A 13,500-nucleotide genomic window follows, 5' to 3' on the forward strand; every position below is an offset into this window, starting at 1 on the left:
TCCTGATCGAAACCGAACGGCACGGCCTCGTGCTGGTGGACACAGGTCTTGGTATGGGCGACATGCGCCGCGCCCGCCAGCGGCTGAGTAAATTCTTTCTCCTCGCCAACCGGATTCAGCTGAACGATGAAGACACCGCGCTGCACCAGCTGCAGGCGCGCGGCTTCAAGGCGAGCGACGTGCGCCATATCGTGCTCACGCATCTCGATTTCGACCATGCTGGCGGCATCGAGGATTTTCCACAGGCGACCGTGCATGTGCTGGGACTGGAGCTGAACGCCGCGCGCAATGCGCGGAAGGGATTTGTCGCCCGCAACCGCTACCGGCCGCTGCAGTGGAATGACGGCGTACATTGGCAGGAACACAGCGTGCAGGGCGAGGCCTGGATGGGCTTCGAATGCGTGCATGATCTTGCCGGCCTGCCACCGGAAATCCTGATGGTGCCGCTGGCCGGCCATACCTGGGGGCATTGCGGCATCGCGATCCAGCGCGGCGACCGCTGGATGCTGCATGCGGGCGATGCCTATTTCTATCGCGGCGAGATGAATCTCTCGCACCCGCATTGCCCGCCGGGCCTGCGCGCCTATCAGCGGATGATGGAAGTCGACCGAGCCGCACGGCTGAACAACCAGGAGCGCCTGCGCAACCTGATCCGCCGCCACGGCGACAGCGTCGAGGTTTTCTGCGCCCATGATCCCGCCGAGTTCGCGGCCCGGGAGCGCAGCTCGCGCCGGGCCGCCGACTAGGGCGCGTCGCCGTCGCGCCGGAAGGCGACGAATTCACCCTCGAAACGGCCGCCGATATCGTCGCCGCAATTGACGAGCGAGCGTACACGGATGCGACCCAGGCCCCGGCGACCGATCATCCGACAGAAGCCGGGCCACGCCGCCTCATCGGCCAGCCGGGCCGTGGCGGTGAAATCCGCCTCCACCGGCCGGTCGTAATCCATGCGGTTGGACTGGATCACCAGCCGGGTCCGGAATCCCTCTGCGGTCAGGCGGAGATGGACGAGCGACCAGGCGGAGAGGATCGCGACGGCCGACAGGCTGCCGCCGAAGGCGGTGCTGCGATGATTGATGTTGGGCGCCAGCGGCGCGGCCAGCGTCACCGCCTGCGGCGACGCCGAAACCACCGAGACCTGCATCGCCGCGGAGAGCGGAATATGGACATGCAGGTAGCTTTCAAGGTCCTGCGCGGAAAAGACCGTCATAGCTCGGCACCGGAAGGCCGGGGTACGCCGTCACGCCATCGCGACCAGCACCTTGGCCATATGGACCAGATCGTAGCCGTCATAGCTTTCAATGCCGGTCTCGACATAGCCAAGATGCGCGTAAAGGGCGCGGTTCTCGGTGAACTGGGCATTGGTGAAGAGGCGGACCTCGGGCAGGCTGCGCGACAACGCCTGCTGCTCGGCGAAATCGAGCAGACGCCGGCCGAGGCCGGCGCCCTGCTGCGTCGGGTCGACCGCAACGCTCCAGATCAGCAGATGATCCTCGGCATGGCGCAGCACCAGCGCACCGGCGAGGCCATCCTCGGCGCCGTCGACCACCCAGACTTCGTAGTCGCGCAGCAACGCGGCGGCGTCTTCCGCCATGGGCTGGGGCTCGGCACCGATCCGCGGCACGTATTTGACGTAGGCACGCTTCTGCAGGGCACGCAGCCGCGCCTCGTCGGCGGGCGAAGCGCGCCGGATCCTTGCTTCGCGGATCTCTGCAGTCACCGCCGCCACCACCCCTTTTTCGGCGCGGGCGGCGGGGCTTCAGCCTGCTCGGCCGAACCGTCGGGCGCGATCACCACGGTCTGGAAGACCGGGCCGGTCGTCTCCGGCACGGGCGGTGCTGCGGGCGCCGCAGCCGATGGCTGGGTCTCGGTCGGCGCAGCCGGTTCCGCGGCAACGGCAGGCTCGGCAGCGGGAGCTTCATCCGCCGGGGCCGGTTCAGCCTCAGCCGGTTCGGCCGCCTGAACGGCTTCCGGCTGCTGCACCGGCTCGCTCACCGGCGCAGGCTGGGGCTCGCGCCGGGTTTCGGGAGCAGCGGGCGTATCCTCGTCCTCGAATTCGTAGCTGGGCAGCCCGTCCAGCATCGCGCCGATCGCCGCGGGGGTCATCATCGGCGCAGGCTGCTCGCCATCCGCCTCGCGGGGCGATGCCTCGTCGCCATCGGCGCGACGGCGGCGGCGGCCGCCACGGCGCCCGCGGCGGCGGCGGCGGCCATCACCCTCGCCATCCTCGCCACCCGCGGCCTGCGGCTGATCGTCATCGCCCTCGGCGCCATCGGCATCCGCGGCTTCGGCGGTATCACCGCCATCCTCGGTCTCTTCGCCGGCAGCATCAGCGGCGGCGATCTCGTCGCCGGACTGCTCACCGCCTTCCGAACGCCGGCCGCGACGACGGCGGCGACGGCGGCGGCGGCCACCCTCGCTGCCCTCGCGGTCACCGCTTTCGGCGCGCTCCTGCGCCTCGTCGCCCTCACCCGAGGCAGCTTCCTCGTCGGCATCCGCCGCATAGGCGGTCTCCTGGGTGATCGGGCGCTGCCCTTCGGGCTTCAGCTCGGGGCGGTTCACGTCGCCCGGCTGCCGCGACTTGGTACGCTCGATCCGGAAATCGGGTGGCACGAGGCTGGCATCGGCGGCGATCACCACCTTCATCACGTAGCGGCGTTCGATATCGCCGATGCGGTCGCGCTTGTGGTTGAGCAGGTAAATGACGACATCGGTCGGCACGGTCACCGTGATCTCGGCCGAACGGTCGCGGATGCCTTCTTCCTCAATGGCGCGCAGTACCTGCAGCGCCGTGGACTCGATCGAGCGGACATAGCCGCGGCCCTGGCAATGCGGGCAGGGCATGGTCGAGCTTTCGATCAGGCTGGGGCGCAACCGCTGGCGCGACATTTCCAGCAGGCCGAAAGCGGAAATGCGGCCGACCTGGATGCGCGCGCGATCGCTGCGCAGGCATTCCTTCAGCCGCTGCTCGACCTTGCGGATGTTGCGGTTCTCCTCCATGTCGATGAAGTCGATGACCACAAGGCCGGCGAGATCGCGCAGGCGGAGCTGGCGGGCGATTTCCTCGGCCGCCTCCAGATTGGTCTTGAAGGCGGTCTCCTCGATATTGTGCTCGCGGGTCGACTTGCCCGAGTTCACGTCGATGGAGACCAGCGCCTCGGTCGGATTGATGACGATGTAGCCGCCCGACTTCAGCTGCACGGTCGGCGAGAACATGCCGTCGAGCTGCTGTTCGACCTGGTAGCGGTGGAACAGCGGGATCTTGTCCTGGTACAGCTTCACCTTGTCGGCATGGCTGGGCATCAGCATCTGCATGAAATCATGCGCGAAGCGATAGCCCTCCTCGCCTTCCACCAGAACCTCGTCGATCTGGTCGGAGTAGAGGTCGCGGATCGAGCGCTTGATCAGGCCGGCCTCTTCGTAGATCAGCGCCGGCGCGGACGACTTCAGGGTCATCTCGCGGATGCTGTCCCAGCTGCGCAGCAGGTATTCGAAGTCGCGCTTGATCTCCTGCTTCGAGCGCTCCATGCCGGCGGTGCGCACGATGACGCCCATGCCCTCCGGAATGTCGAGCTCCGAGGTGATCGCCTTCAGGCGCTTGCGGTCGGCCTGGGACTGGATCTTGCGGGAAATGCCACCGCCGCGCGCGGTATTGGGCATCAACACGCAGTAGCGGCCTGCCAGCGACAGATAGGTGGTCAGCGCCGCGCCCTTGTTGCCGCGCTCTTCCTTGACGACCTGCACCAGCATGATCTGCCGGCGCTTGATGACTTCCTGGATCTTGTAGCGCCGGAAGGCATTGGCGCGGCGGCGGCGGCGATGGCTTTCCTCGTGATCGTCGCTTTTGCCGTTCTCGCCATTCTCACCGTTCTCGTCGGCGCTGGCGTCCGCCTCCGCTGCGGCATCACCGGGCTCGTGGTCACCCCGGTCCTGCTCCGAAGCATCTGCCTCGCCGGCCGCCTCATGAGCGTCATCGTAATGATCGACGTCCTGTGTCTCTTCGCCGGCTTGATCAGAGTCGCTTTCGGCAGTCTCCACCGGCGCGGAGACGGTCGGTGCCGGCTCCGCGCTGGCCGGGACATTCCAGTAGGCCGGCGCGGCGACCGGCTCTGAATCGGATTCTGCCGTCGCATCCGCGGCCGCTTCCGACGAGTCGGAGGCGTCGGACGCATCAGGAGAGTCGGGGCTGATCTCCTCGACGGTATCGAAATCGCCTTCGACGATTTCAATGCCGGGATGTTCATCGTCGCCGGAACCGTTCTCATCCGCACCCGCCTCGGCGGCAGCGCGCGCCGCGGCACGGGCTTCCTCTTCCGCAAGTTCGGCTTCCTCGGCAGCAGCCGCGGCAGCCTCTTCCTCAGCCTGCTGCGCCAGCAGGGCTTCGCGGTCGGCGATCGGGATCTGGTAGTAATCGGGATGGATTTCGCTGAAGGCCAGGAAGCCGTGGCGATTGCCGCCATATTCAACGAAGGCCGCCTGCAGCGAGGGTTCGACGCGGGTCACCCGCGCCAGGTAGATATTGCCCTTGAGAACCTGTTTGGTGGATGTCTCGTAATCGAACTCTTCGAGACGGGTACCCTTCACGACAACGACCCGAGTTTCCTCGAGGTGCGTTGCGTCAATCAGCATACGCATGCCCATTGGCATAATTCCTGCGGCGCGGCGCCGCCCGCGCGAATAACAAACGGCGGCGCGCCTTGGTTTATCGAAGCCGGCAGCGGGCGAACCGGCCCGCGTCAGCCTTGCAGCTGCAGCGGTAATGGTCCGCAGGGCCGTTCGGGGGGCGCTCATCCGCCGGTCCCGGAAAACGGGAGGCATCAGTGCGCGCCGCGCCGGAGGCCTGACCGCGCCACCACCGAAATCCGTTCAGAACGAACAGGCCGGCAGAGCGCTTCGGAGGTCCACTCCACATCCGTGCTGTCTTGAGCGCGGCGCCCGAGGCCGCCTGCCCCAGGCCGCCTCCTTTTGGGCGGGAATTTGGGATCTGCAGACCGGCTCACTGCCGACGCGCCGACCCTGCCTGAGCCATTCGGCTGGACGGCGGGGTCTGACTCGGATATTCGCAGGTGCATGGTACGCTTTTGCGGGGCGCAGCCACAAGGTCTTTTATCTGCGGGCTGCCGGAGCCGGCAGGCGATTACCATTAAGTATCTTATTTATCTTGTTTTTTTGTTTCTGGCCGGGGCAACGGCGGCGGCGGCCGAAGCACCGCGCATCAGCGGGCTGCAACTGGGCCTCAACGCCGGCCTGACCCGACTGGTGATCGAGGCTTCGGGTCCGCTGGCCGCCGACCTGCAGACCTCCGCCGAGCCCGCCCTTCTGACCCTCACCTTTCCTCCGGGCGTGACCGCACAGCCGCTGCCCGGCACGGCAGGCAGTGGACTGATCGAGCGCGCCGGGCCGCTTTCGGAGGCCGGCGGCCGCGTCACGCTGCCCCTGATCCTGGCCGCCCCGGCGCTGGTCGAACGGGCCTTCCAGCTGCCCGCACAGGGCCGGCATGCGCCGCACCGGCTGGTAATCGACTTCCGCCCGGCCGACAGTGCCGCCTTCCGCATGGCTTTCGCCGCGCCGGTTCACCTGCCGCTGGAGCAGTCGGCCGATGTGGTGCCGCCCCTGCCGGCCTCGCGAGACAATCGTCGCCTCATCGTGCTGGATCCCGGCCATGGCGGCCAGGATCCCGGCGCGATCAGCGCTTCCGGCCGCTATGAGAAGGATGTCACCTTGGCGGTGGCGAGAGCCGTGGCGGTCAGGCTGGAACAGACCGGACGCTACCGGGTGCTGCTCACCCGCAACGGCGACCGCTTCGTCCGGCTGCCGCAGCGGGTGGCGCTGGCCCGGCAGAAGGAGGCTGACCTGTTTCTTTCCATCCATGCCGACAGCCTCGCTTCCGACGGCCTGACGCGGGGGGCCAGCGTCTATACCCGCGCCGAGCATGCAACCGATCTTGAAGCCGAGGCCCTTGCGCTGCGCGAGAACAAGGCCGATCTGCTGGCCGACAGCGCGCCGGCCGAGGAACTGGACGATGTGGTGTCGATCCTGCTCGATCTCGCCTCGCGCGACACGCCCCGGCTGTCCGGCCGTTTCGCCGGTTTGCTGACAGCCAGCCTCGGCCAGGCGACGCCGCTGCGGCGCAACGCGGTGCGTGCCGCCAATTTCCTCGTGCTGTCCGCGCCGGACGTACCTTCGGTGCTGCTCGAGCTCGGCTATCTCTCGAATCTCAAAGACGAGGCGCTGCTGTTCTCCGACCAAGGGCGCCGGGAACTGGCCGAGGCAGTGGTGGCGGCCATCGATCGCTTTTTCGGAGTCGAGGCACAACCGGCCCGTTAACCCCGGTTCGCCTGTAACCGGTTTCCCTGAGCGAATCGCGAGAATGCGGGTTTACCGCCCCAAACCCGCCGCAATCTTGTCGCTATACAGGGCGGGGATTCGGGAGTACCAGTACCCGCCATTTTTGGACCATAACGCCCCGGGAAAGCCGGTCTTACATGCGCCTCCTGCGTCATCTGTTTCTGCTGCTCTTCCTACTCACGCTTGCCGTGCTCGGAGCCGCCGGTGCCGGCCTCGCAGGGCTGTGGTATTTCGGACGCGATCTGCCCGATTACCAGCAGCTCGCCGATTACCAGCCGCCGGTTGCCACCCGCATCCATGCCGGCGACGGCCGACTGATTGCGGAATTCGCCCGCGAACGCCGCCTGTTCGTGCCGATCGAAGCGATTCCGGAGCTGGTGAAGCAGGCCTTCCTCTCGGCCGAGGACAAGAATTTCTACGAGCATTCCGGCGTCGACCCGATCGGCATCGCCCGCGCGGTGCTGCAGAACGTCATCAACATTGCGCAGAACCGCCGCCCTGTCGGCGCCTCGACGATCACGCAGCAGGTGGCGAAGAATTTCCTGCTCGGCAACGAAGTCTCGATTGCCCGCAAGGCCAAGGAAGCCATCCTCGCCTTCCGCATCGAGAAGGCCTACTCCAAGGACAAGATCCTCGAACTCTATCTCAACGAGATCTATCTTGGCGCCGGCTCCTATGGCGTTGCTGCCGCCGCGCTGACCTATTTCGACAAGTCGCTCTACGACCTCACGCTGGAGGAAGCCGCCTATCTTGCGGCCCTGCCCAAGGCGCCGAGCAATTACCATCCCGTACGTCATGCCGAGCGCGCGCGCGATCGCCGCAACTGGGTGATCAGCCGCATGATCGAGGACGGCGCGGTGAATCCGGCCGAAGGCCAGCGCGCCATGGCCACGCCGCTGGTGGCCCACACGCGTCCCGAGAGCGAGATCGCCCGCGCCGACTGGTTCGCCGAGGAAGTGCGCCGCGAACTGGCGCAGAAATTCGGCGAGAAAAGCCTCTATGAGGGCGGCCTGAGCGTTCGCACCACGATGGACCCGAAGCTTCAGGCGATCGGCGAGCGTGTGCTGCGCGAGGGCCTCGTGGCCTATGACCGCCGCGCCGGCGGCTGGCGTGGACCATTTGCACGGCTGACGCAGGACGACAGGCTGGCGCCCGACTGGCGCGAGAAGCTGAACGCCCTGCCGCCCTTTGCCGGAATCCTGCCGCCCTGGCGCATCGCCGTTGTGCTCGGCGTGAGCAAGGACGCCGCCGAGATCGGCTTTGCCAACGGCGAGACAAGCAAAATCCCCTATGCGGGTCTGCGCTGGGCGCGCAAGAAATTCGGCCCAGACCAGTTCGGACCGGTGCCGCGCAGCCCGGCCGAGGTGGTGTCGGTCGGCGATGTGGTTGCGGTCGAGCGGATGAGCGACAAGCCGCAGGACGGCTATGTGCTGCGGCAGATTCCGGAGGTCGGCGGCGGCCTCGTTGCCATGGACCCGCATACCGGTCGCGTGCTGGCACTGGTTGGCGGCTTCGATTTCCGCATGAGCCAGTTCAATCGCGCCACCCAGGCCAACCGGCAGCCCGGTTCGGCTTTCAAGCCCTTCGTCTATGCCGCGGCGCTGGACAGCGGCTTCACGCCTTCCTCGCTGGTGCTGGACGCGCCCTTCGTGCTCGACCAGGGACCGGGCCTGCCGCTGTGGAAGCCGGGCAACTATACCGACCAGTTCTACGGCCCCTCGACTCTGCGGGTCGGCATCGAGAAGTCGCGCAACCTGATGACGGTGCGGCTGGCGCAGGCGGTCGGCATGGAGAAGGTGGTCGATTACGCCAAACGGTTCGGCATCGTCGACAACATGCCGCCCGCTCTGTCGATGGCTCTGGGCGCCGGCGAGACGACCCTGCTGAAGCTGACCACGGCCTATGCCGAGCTGGTCAATGGCGGCCACCGCATCGTGCCGAGCCTGATCGACCGCGTGCAGGACCGCCAGGGCCATACCATCTTCCGCCACGACAATCGCCCCTGCCCGGCCTGCACATCGCCGGCCTATATGGGCCAGAACATGCCGGCCCTGCCCGACATGCGGCCGCAGATCATCGATCCGGTGACCGCCTACCAGGTGGTCTCGATGCTGGAAGGCGTTGTGCTGCGTGGCACCGGCATCCGCATCCGCGAGCTCGGCAAGCCGCTGGCCGGCAAGACCGGCACGACCAATGACAGCATGGATACGTGGTTCCTGGGCTTCAGCCCCGATCTCGCGGTCGGCGTCTTCATCGGCTACGACACGCCGCGGGACATGGGCAAGCGCGAAACCGGCTCGTCGGTCGCCGTGCCGGTCTTCAAGGCCTTCATGGCGGACGCCCTGAAGGACAAGCCGAACGTCTCCTTCCGCGTGCCGCCCGGCGTGCGGCTGGTGCGCGTGCAGGCCGAAACCGGCGAACTGGCGCGGCCCGGCGACCGCAATGTCATCCTCGAAGCCTTCAAGCCCGGCACCGAGCCGCAGCCCGGCGCCCGCAGCGCGGTGCTCGACGGCTCGATGGAGGACCGCGACAGCATCAGCGGCGTGGGCGGCAGCGTCGGCTCGGCGCCGATCTCGGGCACGGGCGGGCTGTATTAGGTCAATCCCTCCAGAGGGCCGGCTTGACACTGCCGGGCCGCCCCTCTATACGCAGGCGCACGAAGACCGGCCCGCTTCCTCGGGCCCTGGCGGGCGGTTAGCTCAGCGGTAGAGCACACCCTTCACACGGGTGGGGTCACAAGTTCGATCCTTGTACCGCCCACCATCTTTCTCTCGACATATCCGACTTCTCCGTTCAGCGACGTGGTGCTCTGCGCCAGCCGCGGGTGCCCGAGTGCTGATCCGAAGTCAGGCCTTTACATCAGAATCCGGATGCGGGATGAAGGAACGTCCCGCAGCACCGGCGATCATGGCCTGCAGCCGCTTTCGATCCGCCAGGCCATCTGATCGGTATTCATGATATTCGGCATCCCCACCTCCGAACTCGCATTCCTCGCCGTCGCCCTGCTCGCAGCCGGCGCGCTGACCGGCATTCTCGCCGGCGTATTCGGCGTCGGCGGCGGCGCCGTGATCGTGCCGGTGCTTTACGAGCTTTTCGTCATCATGGAGGTGCCGGAAGCGGTGCGCATGCCGCTCTGCGTCGGCACGTCGCTGGCGGTGATCATTCCCACCTCGATCCGCTCCTTCAACGCCCACCGGCGCAAGGGCATGGTCGACATGTCGATCGTGAAGATGTGGGCCGTACCGGTGATTGTCGGTGTCATCGCGGGCGGCGTGATCGCCCGCTATGCGCCGGCCGACCTGTTCAAGGCGGTGTTCGTGACCGTGGCCGGCATTTCGGCCGTCCGCCTGCTGTTTGGCAAGGACAGCTGGAAACTGGCCGATGACATTCCGGGACCGCTGATCATGCGCCTCTACGGCCTGGTCATCGGCGTGCTGTCCGCCCTGATGGGCATCGGCGGCGGCCAGCTTTCCAGCCTGTTCATGACCTTCTACGGCCGTCCGATCCATCAGGCGGTCGCGACCTCGTCGGGGCTCGGCGTGCTGATCTCCATTCCCGGCGCGATCAGCTACATCTATGCCGGCTGGCCGCGCGCCGCGGAATTCCCGGACGTGACTGCGCTCCAGCCGCCCCTGGCGCTCGGCTATGTCTCGGTGCTGGGCTTCGTTCTCTTCGTGCCGACCAGCATCTGGACGGCGCCCATCGGCGCCCGCCTCGCCCATGCCCTGCCGAAGCGCAAGCTGGAAGTGCTGTTCGGCCTGTTCCTGATCGTCGTCTGCCTGCGCTTCCTGATCAGCTTCTTCAATTGATCATCAGGCGCGGCAGGATGGTCATCAGGCCCGGTGTCATCATGGCGATGATGATGCCGGCTCCCTGCAGCAGGAAGAACGGCGCGATTCCGCGATACACGATGCCCATATGCAGCCCGCTGGGCAGCACGCCCTTCATATAAAAGAGCGTGTAGCCGAAGGGCGGCGAGATGTAGCCCATCTGGATGGTGATGGCATAGAGCACGCCGAACCAGATCTCGTCGAAACCGAGGAATTTCACGATGGGGATGAAGACCGGCACGGTCAGCAGGATGATGCCGATCTCGTCCAGCACCGTGCCGAGGAAGACCAGGATCAGCAGCATGACCGTGAGGATCACGTAAGGTCCGACATCCAGCGAGCGGATCAGGTTGAGCAGTGAATCCGCCCCGCCCAGGCCGGTGAAGATCGCCACATAGGCCTTGGCGCCGATGGTGATCCACAGGATCATCGCCGTCGCTCTCGCGGTATCCACCGCCGCCGAGAACGCGGCGTCAAAGGTCAGCTTGCGCTCGATGGCGGCGGCGACCGCGGCACCGGCGACGCCAACGGCCGCGGCTTCGGTGGGCGTGGCGATGCCGAAGAAAATCGAGCCGAGAATCAGCAGGATCAGCAGGCCCGGCAGGATGAGGGAGGTAAGCGCGGCCAGCCGCTGGCGCAGCGGCGCCGGCTCGAAATCCTTCGGCAGCGGTGCGGCGTCGGGCTTCAGCCAGCAAACGATCAGAATGTAGCCGATATAAAGCGAAGCGAGGATCATGCCCGGCACGATGCCGGCGATCAGCATCTTGCCGATCGAGACCTGCGCCGTGACGGCATAGACGATGGTCAGCACCGATGGTGGGATGAGGATACCCAGCGTGCCGGCAGCGCAGATCGTTCCGGTTGCCAGTCCCGGGCTGTAGCGGCGGCGCAGCATCTCGGGCAGCGCCAGCATGCCCATGGCGGTGACGGCCGCACCGACTACGCCGGTCATGGCTGCCATGATGACGCAGATCACCACCGTGCCAATGGCAAGCCCGCCCCGCACCCGGCCGAACCACAGCTCCATGGCGCGATAGAGCTTCTCAATCACGCCCGAGCGCGACAGCAGGGCCGCCATCAGGATGTAGAGCGGGATGGCGAGCAGCGCCTCCGACTTCATCGTATCGAAGATCTGCAGCACCAGGATGATCACCGCCTGCGCGTTCCAGAACAGCACGGTGATCAGCAGCGACAGGCCGCCGAGCACGAAGGCTATCGGCAGGCCGGTCAGCATGAACAGCGTCAGGCCACCGAACATCATCAGGAGGATGGCGGTGGAACTCATGGCGCTGCCGCCTCCCCGCCCTGATCACGGAACAGAACGCGCAGGAACTCGGCAAAAGCCTGAAGCAGCATCAGCACCAGTGCCAGCGGCACGGCGGCCTTGGTCCACCAGATCGGCGGATTCCAGGCCGAGAAGGACGTCTCGCCGTAATTGAAGGAGTCGATCGCCGAGGGCAGCGAGTACCAGAGCAGGATGCCGCAGAAAGCGATGATGACCGGCAGGTTGACCAGTTCCATGATGCGGTCCTGCTTCACGTTCAGCTTCCGCCGCAGCAGGTCCATCGCCACATGACCCTTGAGATGCATCACATAGGGGCCGGCGAGCAGGAAATACGGACCGAACAACAGGGTTGCCAGCTCCATGCCCCATATGGTCGGGCTGTTGGCGGCGTAACGCATCACCACGTCGATGAGCAGCACCGGAACGATGGCATAGATGAGCAGGACAGCAATATGGAAGGCTGCCTTGTTTACGGTGGTAATGGCGCTGACGAGAGCGCCGAGAAATCGCGGCACAGCAGATCCCCGGATGAAAAGAGTGGCGGGCGCGTGATGCGCCCGCCGTCACGGTCAGGCCAGTACGCCGAGCCGCTTCATGAAGGCGGTCTGGCTCTCCAGGATTTTCTTGGCCAGCGCGTTGTCCTTGGTCGCCGCCTGCCAGGCCGCGATGGCCTTCGGGCGGTTGGCGAGGATGTCGGCCGGGTCGAGGGTGTGGATCGTGCAGCCCTTCGCCCGGTACTTTTCCAGCGCGATGGCATCCTGCACGAGAATGTGCTGGCGCAGCGACGCCGAAATCTCACGCGCGGCGACCGCCAGCGCTGCCTTGTACTCCGCCGGCAGCTTTTCATAGGCGCCACGATTGGCGACATAGCAGGTTGCCGTGGTCGGCTGATGCACGCCGGGCACCACGACATGCTTCGCCACTTCGGCAAGGCCGGCCTCGAAGTTCGCCGTCAGGTCGCCGCGATCGGCGATGTCGATCACGCCTTTGTCGAGCGCCGTGTAGACTTCGCCCGTCGGCAGCGGCGAGACGCTGACGCCGAAGGCGCCCATGACGGCGGATGCCAGACCGACGAAGCGGCCTTTCTTGCCCGCCAGGTCGGCGATCTTGGTGATCGGCACCTTGGAATGGATCGGTTCCTGCCCGTAAACGGTCGGCGCGATGTAGAAAAGCCCCGCCGGCGCATAGGCTTCGCGGGCCATTTCCAGGCCGCCCATCTCGTAGAACCAGGCTTCGTACTGGTCGGATTCGGGGAAGCCGAAGGGGATCGTGCTGGTGAAGGCGAAAGCCGGAATCTTGCCGGCCTCGTAGCCGTCGAAGGTCTTCATCATCTCGAAGGCGCCGCCACGCACGGCATCGAAAGCCTGCGCCGCCGGCACGATCTGCCCGCCGGCGAAGAGCTCGATGGTGAACTTGCCGCCAGTGAGTTCGGCGACGCGCTTCACGAAACGCTCCTCGAATTTCTGCGGGGTCGTGCCCGGATCCCACAGCGCCTGCATGCGCCATTTGACGGCCCCGCTCTGTGCCAGTGCGGGTGCGGGCAGCGCGGCAGCGGCGCCGAGGGCCGCGGCCGAGCCGATAAGCTTGCGACGATTAATGGTCATGATCGTTTCCTCCGTTCGGTTTCTTCTTGTGGTGAAAGGGTCATCACCCACGCCGCAGACGGGCGAGGATTTCCGCTGCACGGTCGGTGCGGACATCGTGGGCAGCCGCGAGTTCGGCGGCGACCTTGTCGATCTCGTCGCCGGTGGCGCCGGCCACGATGGCGATGTTGCGGGCATGGAGCGCCATATGGCCGCGCTGGATGCCTTCGGTGGCAAGCGCCCGGAGCGCCGCCATGTTCTGCGCCAGGCCGACCGCGACTGTGACTTCCGCCAGTTCCTGCGCCGAGGTCACGCCAAGGATACGCAGGGCCAGCTGAGCCAGCGGATGCGTCTTGGTCGCGCCACCAACGAGCCCCATGGCCATCGGCATTTCCAGGGTGCCGACCAGGCGGCCATCCCTGCTCAGTTCCCAGGTGGTGAGCGATGTGTACCG

11 protein-coding genes and 1 tRNA gene are annotated in these 13,500 nt (G+C 66.3%); 5 read left to right on the plus strand and 7 right to left on the minus strand.

Annotated features, from left to right (window positions below; all coding sequences use genetic code 11):
* Positions 1-746, plus strand: a 746-nt coding sequence (locus tag VKZ87_RS00575) for an MBL fold metallo-hydrolase (protein WP_324219288.1), incomplete at its 5' end; no start/stop codon positions are given.
* Here the strand turns inward: VKZ87_RS00575 and VKZ87_RS00580 are convergent.
* The 3 genes from VKZ87_RS00580 to VKZ87_RS00590 are packed head-to-tail and all read right to left on the minus strand — an operon-like array spanning position 743 to position 4,641.
* Positions 743-1,210 carry a YiiD C-terminal domain-containing protein gene (locus VKZ87_RS00580; RefSeq protein WP_324219289.1) on the minus strand — a complete coding sequence of 156 codons (468 nt, stop codon included), beginning with the start codon at positions 1,208-1,210 and terminating at the stop codon, positions 743-745. The two genes, VKZ87_RS00575 and VKZ87_RS00580, sit on opposite strands and share 4 nt — an antisense overlap.
* Positions 1,211-1,240: 30 nt before the next feature.
* Entirely contained in the window at positions 1,241-1,720 is a 480-nt protein-coding gene (locus VKZ87_RS00585; protein ID WP_324219290.1) for a GNAT family N-acetyltransferase, read from the minus strand.
* Positions 1,717-4,641, minus strand: coding sequence for an Rne/Rng family ribonuclease (locus VKZ87_RS00590; protein WP_324219291.1), 2,925 nt, complete (start codon positions 4,639-4,641; stop codon positions 1,717-1,719). The genes VKZ87_RS00585 and VKZ87_RS00590 overlap by 4 nt, the downstream gene beginning before the upstream one ends.
* 528 nt (positions 4,642-5,169) lie before the next feature.
* On the opposite strand from VKZ87_RS00590, the gene VKZ87_RS00595 reads away from it, so the two are divergent.
* From VKZ87_RS00595 to VKZ87_RS00610, 4 genes are all read left to right on the plus strand, one after another.
* Complete coding sequence (locus VKZ87_RS00595) at positions 5,170-6,327, plus strand: N-acetylmuramoyl-L-alanine amidase (protein ID WP_324219292.1); 1,158 nt, start codon at positions 5,170-5,172, stop codon at positions 6,325-6,327.
* 158 nt (positions 6,328-6,485) lie between these two features.
* Positions 6,486-8,945 (plus strand): penicillin-binding protein 1A, encoded by a 2,460-nt coding sequence (locus VKZ87_RS00600; RefSeq protein WP_324219293.1) that lies wholly within the window; start codon positions 6,486-6,488, stop codon positions 8,943-8,945.
* 91 nt (positions 8,946-9,036) lie between these two features.
* Positions 9,037-9,111: transfer RNA gene (locus VKZ87_RS00605), tRNA-Val, on the plus strand.
* Positions 9,112-9,302: 191 nt separating this feature from the next.
* Complete coding sequence (locus tag VKZ87_RS00610) at positions 9,303-10,157, plus strand: sulfite exporter TauE/SafE family protein (protein ID WP_324219294.1); 855 nt, start codon at positions 9,303-9,305, stop codon at positions 10,155-10,157.
* Here VKZ87_RS00610 and VKZ87_RS00615 read toward each other — a convergent pair.
* From VKZ87_RS00615 to VKZ87_RS00630, 4 genes are all read right to left on the minus strand, one after another.
* Positions 10,150-11,463 carry a TRAP transporter large permease subunit gene (locus tag VKZ87_RS00615; RefSeq protein ID WP_324219295.1) on the minus strand — a complete coding sequence of 438 codons (1,314 nt, stop codon included), beginning with the start codon at positions 11,461-11,463 and terminating at the stop codon, positions 10,150-10,152. The two genes, VKZ87_RS00610 and VKZ87_RS00615, sit on opposite strands and share 8 nt — an antisense overlap.
* Positions 11,460-11,978 (minus strand): TRAP transporter small permease subunit, encoded by a 519-nt coding sequence (locus VKZ87_RS00620; protein ID WP_324219296.1) that lies wholly within the window; start codon positions 11,976-11,978, stop codon positions 11,460-11,462. Before VKZ87_RS00620 ends, VKZ87_RS00615 begins: the two co-directional genes overlap by 4 nt.
* 54 nt (positions 11,979-12,032) lie before the next feature.
* Positions 12,033-13,067, minus strand: coding sequence for a TRAP transporter substrate-binding protein DctP (gene dctP / locus VKZ87_RS00625; RefSeq protein WP_324219297.1), 1,035 nt, complete (start codon positions 13,065-13,067; stop codon positions 12,033-12,035).
* 43 nt (positions 13,068-13,110) lie between these two features.
* A partial coding sequence (locus VKZ87_RS00630) for a hypothetical protein (protein WP_414655608.1) occupies positions 13,111-13,500 on the minus strand: 390 nt, incomplete at its 5' end.

The sequence above is a fragment of the Ferrovibrio sp. genome, assembly GCF_035304305.1.
In the GTDB taxonomy this organism is placed as follows: Bacteria; Pseudomonadota; Alphaproteobacteria; order Ferrovibrionales; family Ferrovibrionaceae; genus Ferrovibrio.

Coding starts and splice junctions, on each gene's coding strand:
- dctP (WP_324219297.1), bottom strand. CDS start 13,067: ATGACCATTAATCGTCGCAAGCTTATCGGCTCGGCCGCGGCCCTCGGC.
- VKZ87_RS00600 (WP_324219293.1), top strand. CDS start 6,486: ATGCGCCTCCTGCGTCATCTGTTTCTGCTGCTCTTCCTACTCACGCTT.
- VKZ87_RS00615 (WP_324219295.1), bottom strand. CDS start 11,463: ATGAGTTCCACCGCCATCCTCCTGATGATGTTCGGTGGCCTGACGCTG.
- VKZ87_RS00610 (WP_324219294.1), top strand. CDS start 9,303: ATGATATTCGGCATCCCCACCTCCGAACTCGCATTCCTCGCCGTCGCC.
- VKZ87_RS00590 (WP_324219291.1), bottom strand. CDS start 4,641: ATGGGCATGCGTATGCTGATTGACGCAACGCACCTCGAGGAAACTCGG.
- VKZ87_RS00580 (WP_324219289.1), bottom strand. CDS start 1,210: ATGACGGTCTTTTCCGCGCAGGACCTTGAAAGCTACCTGCATGTCCAT.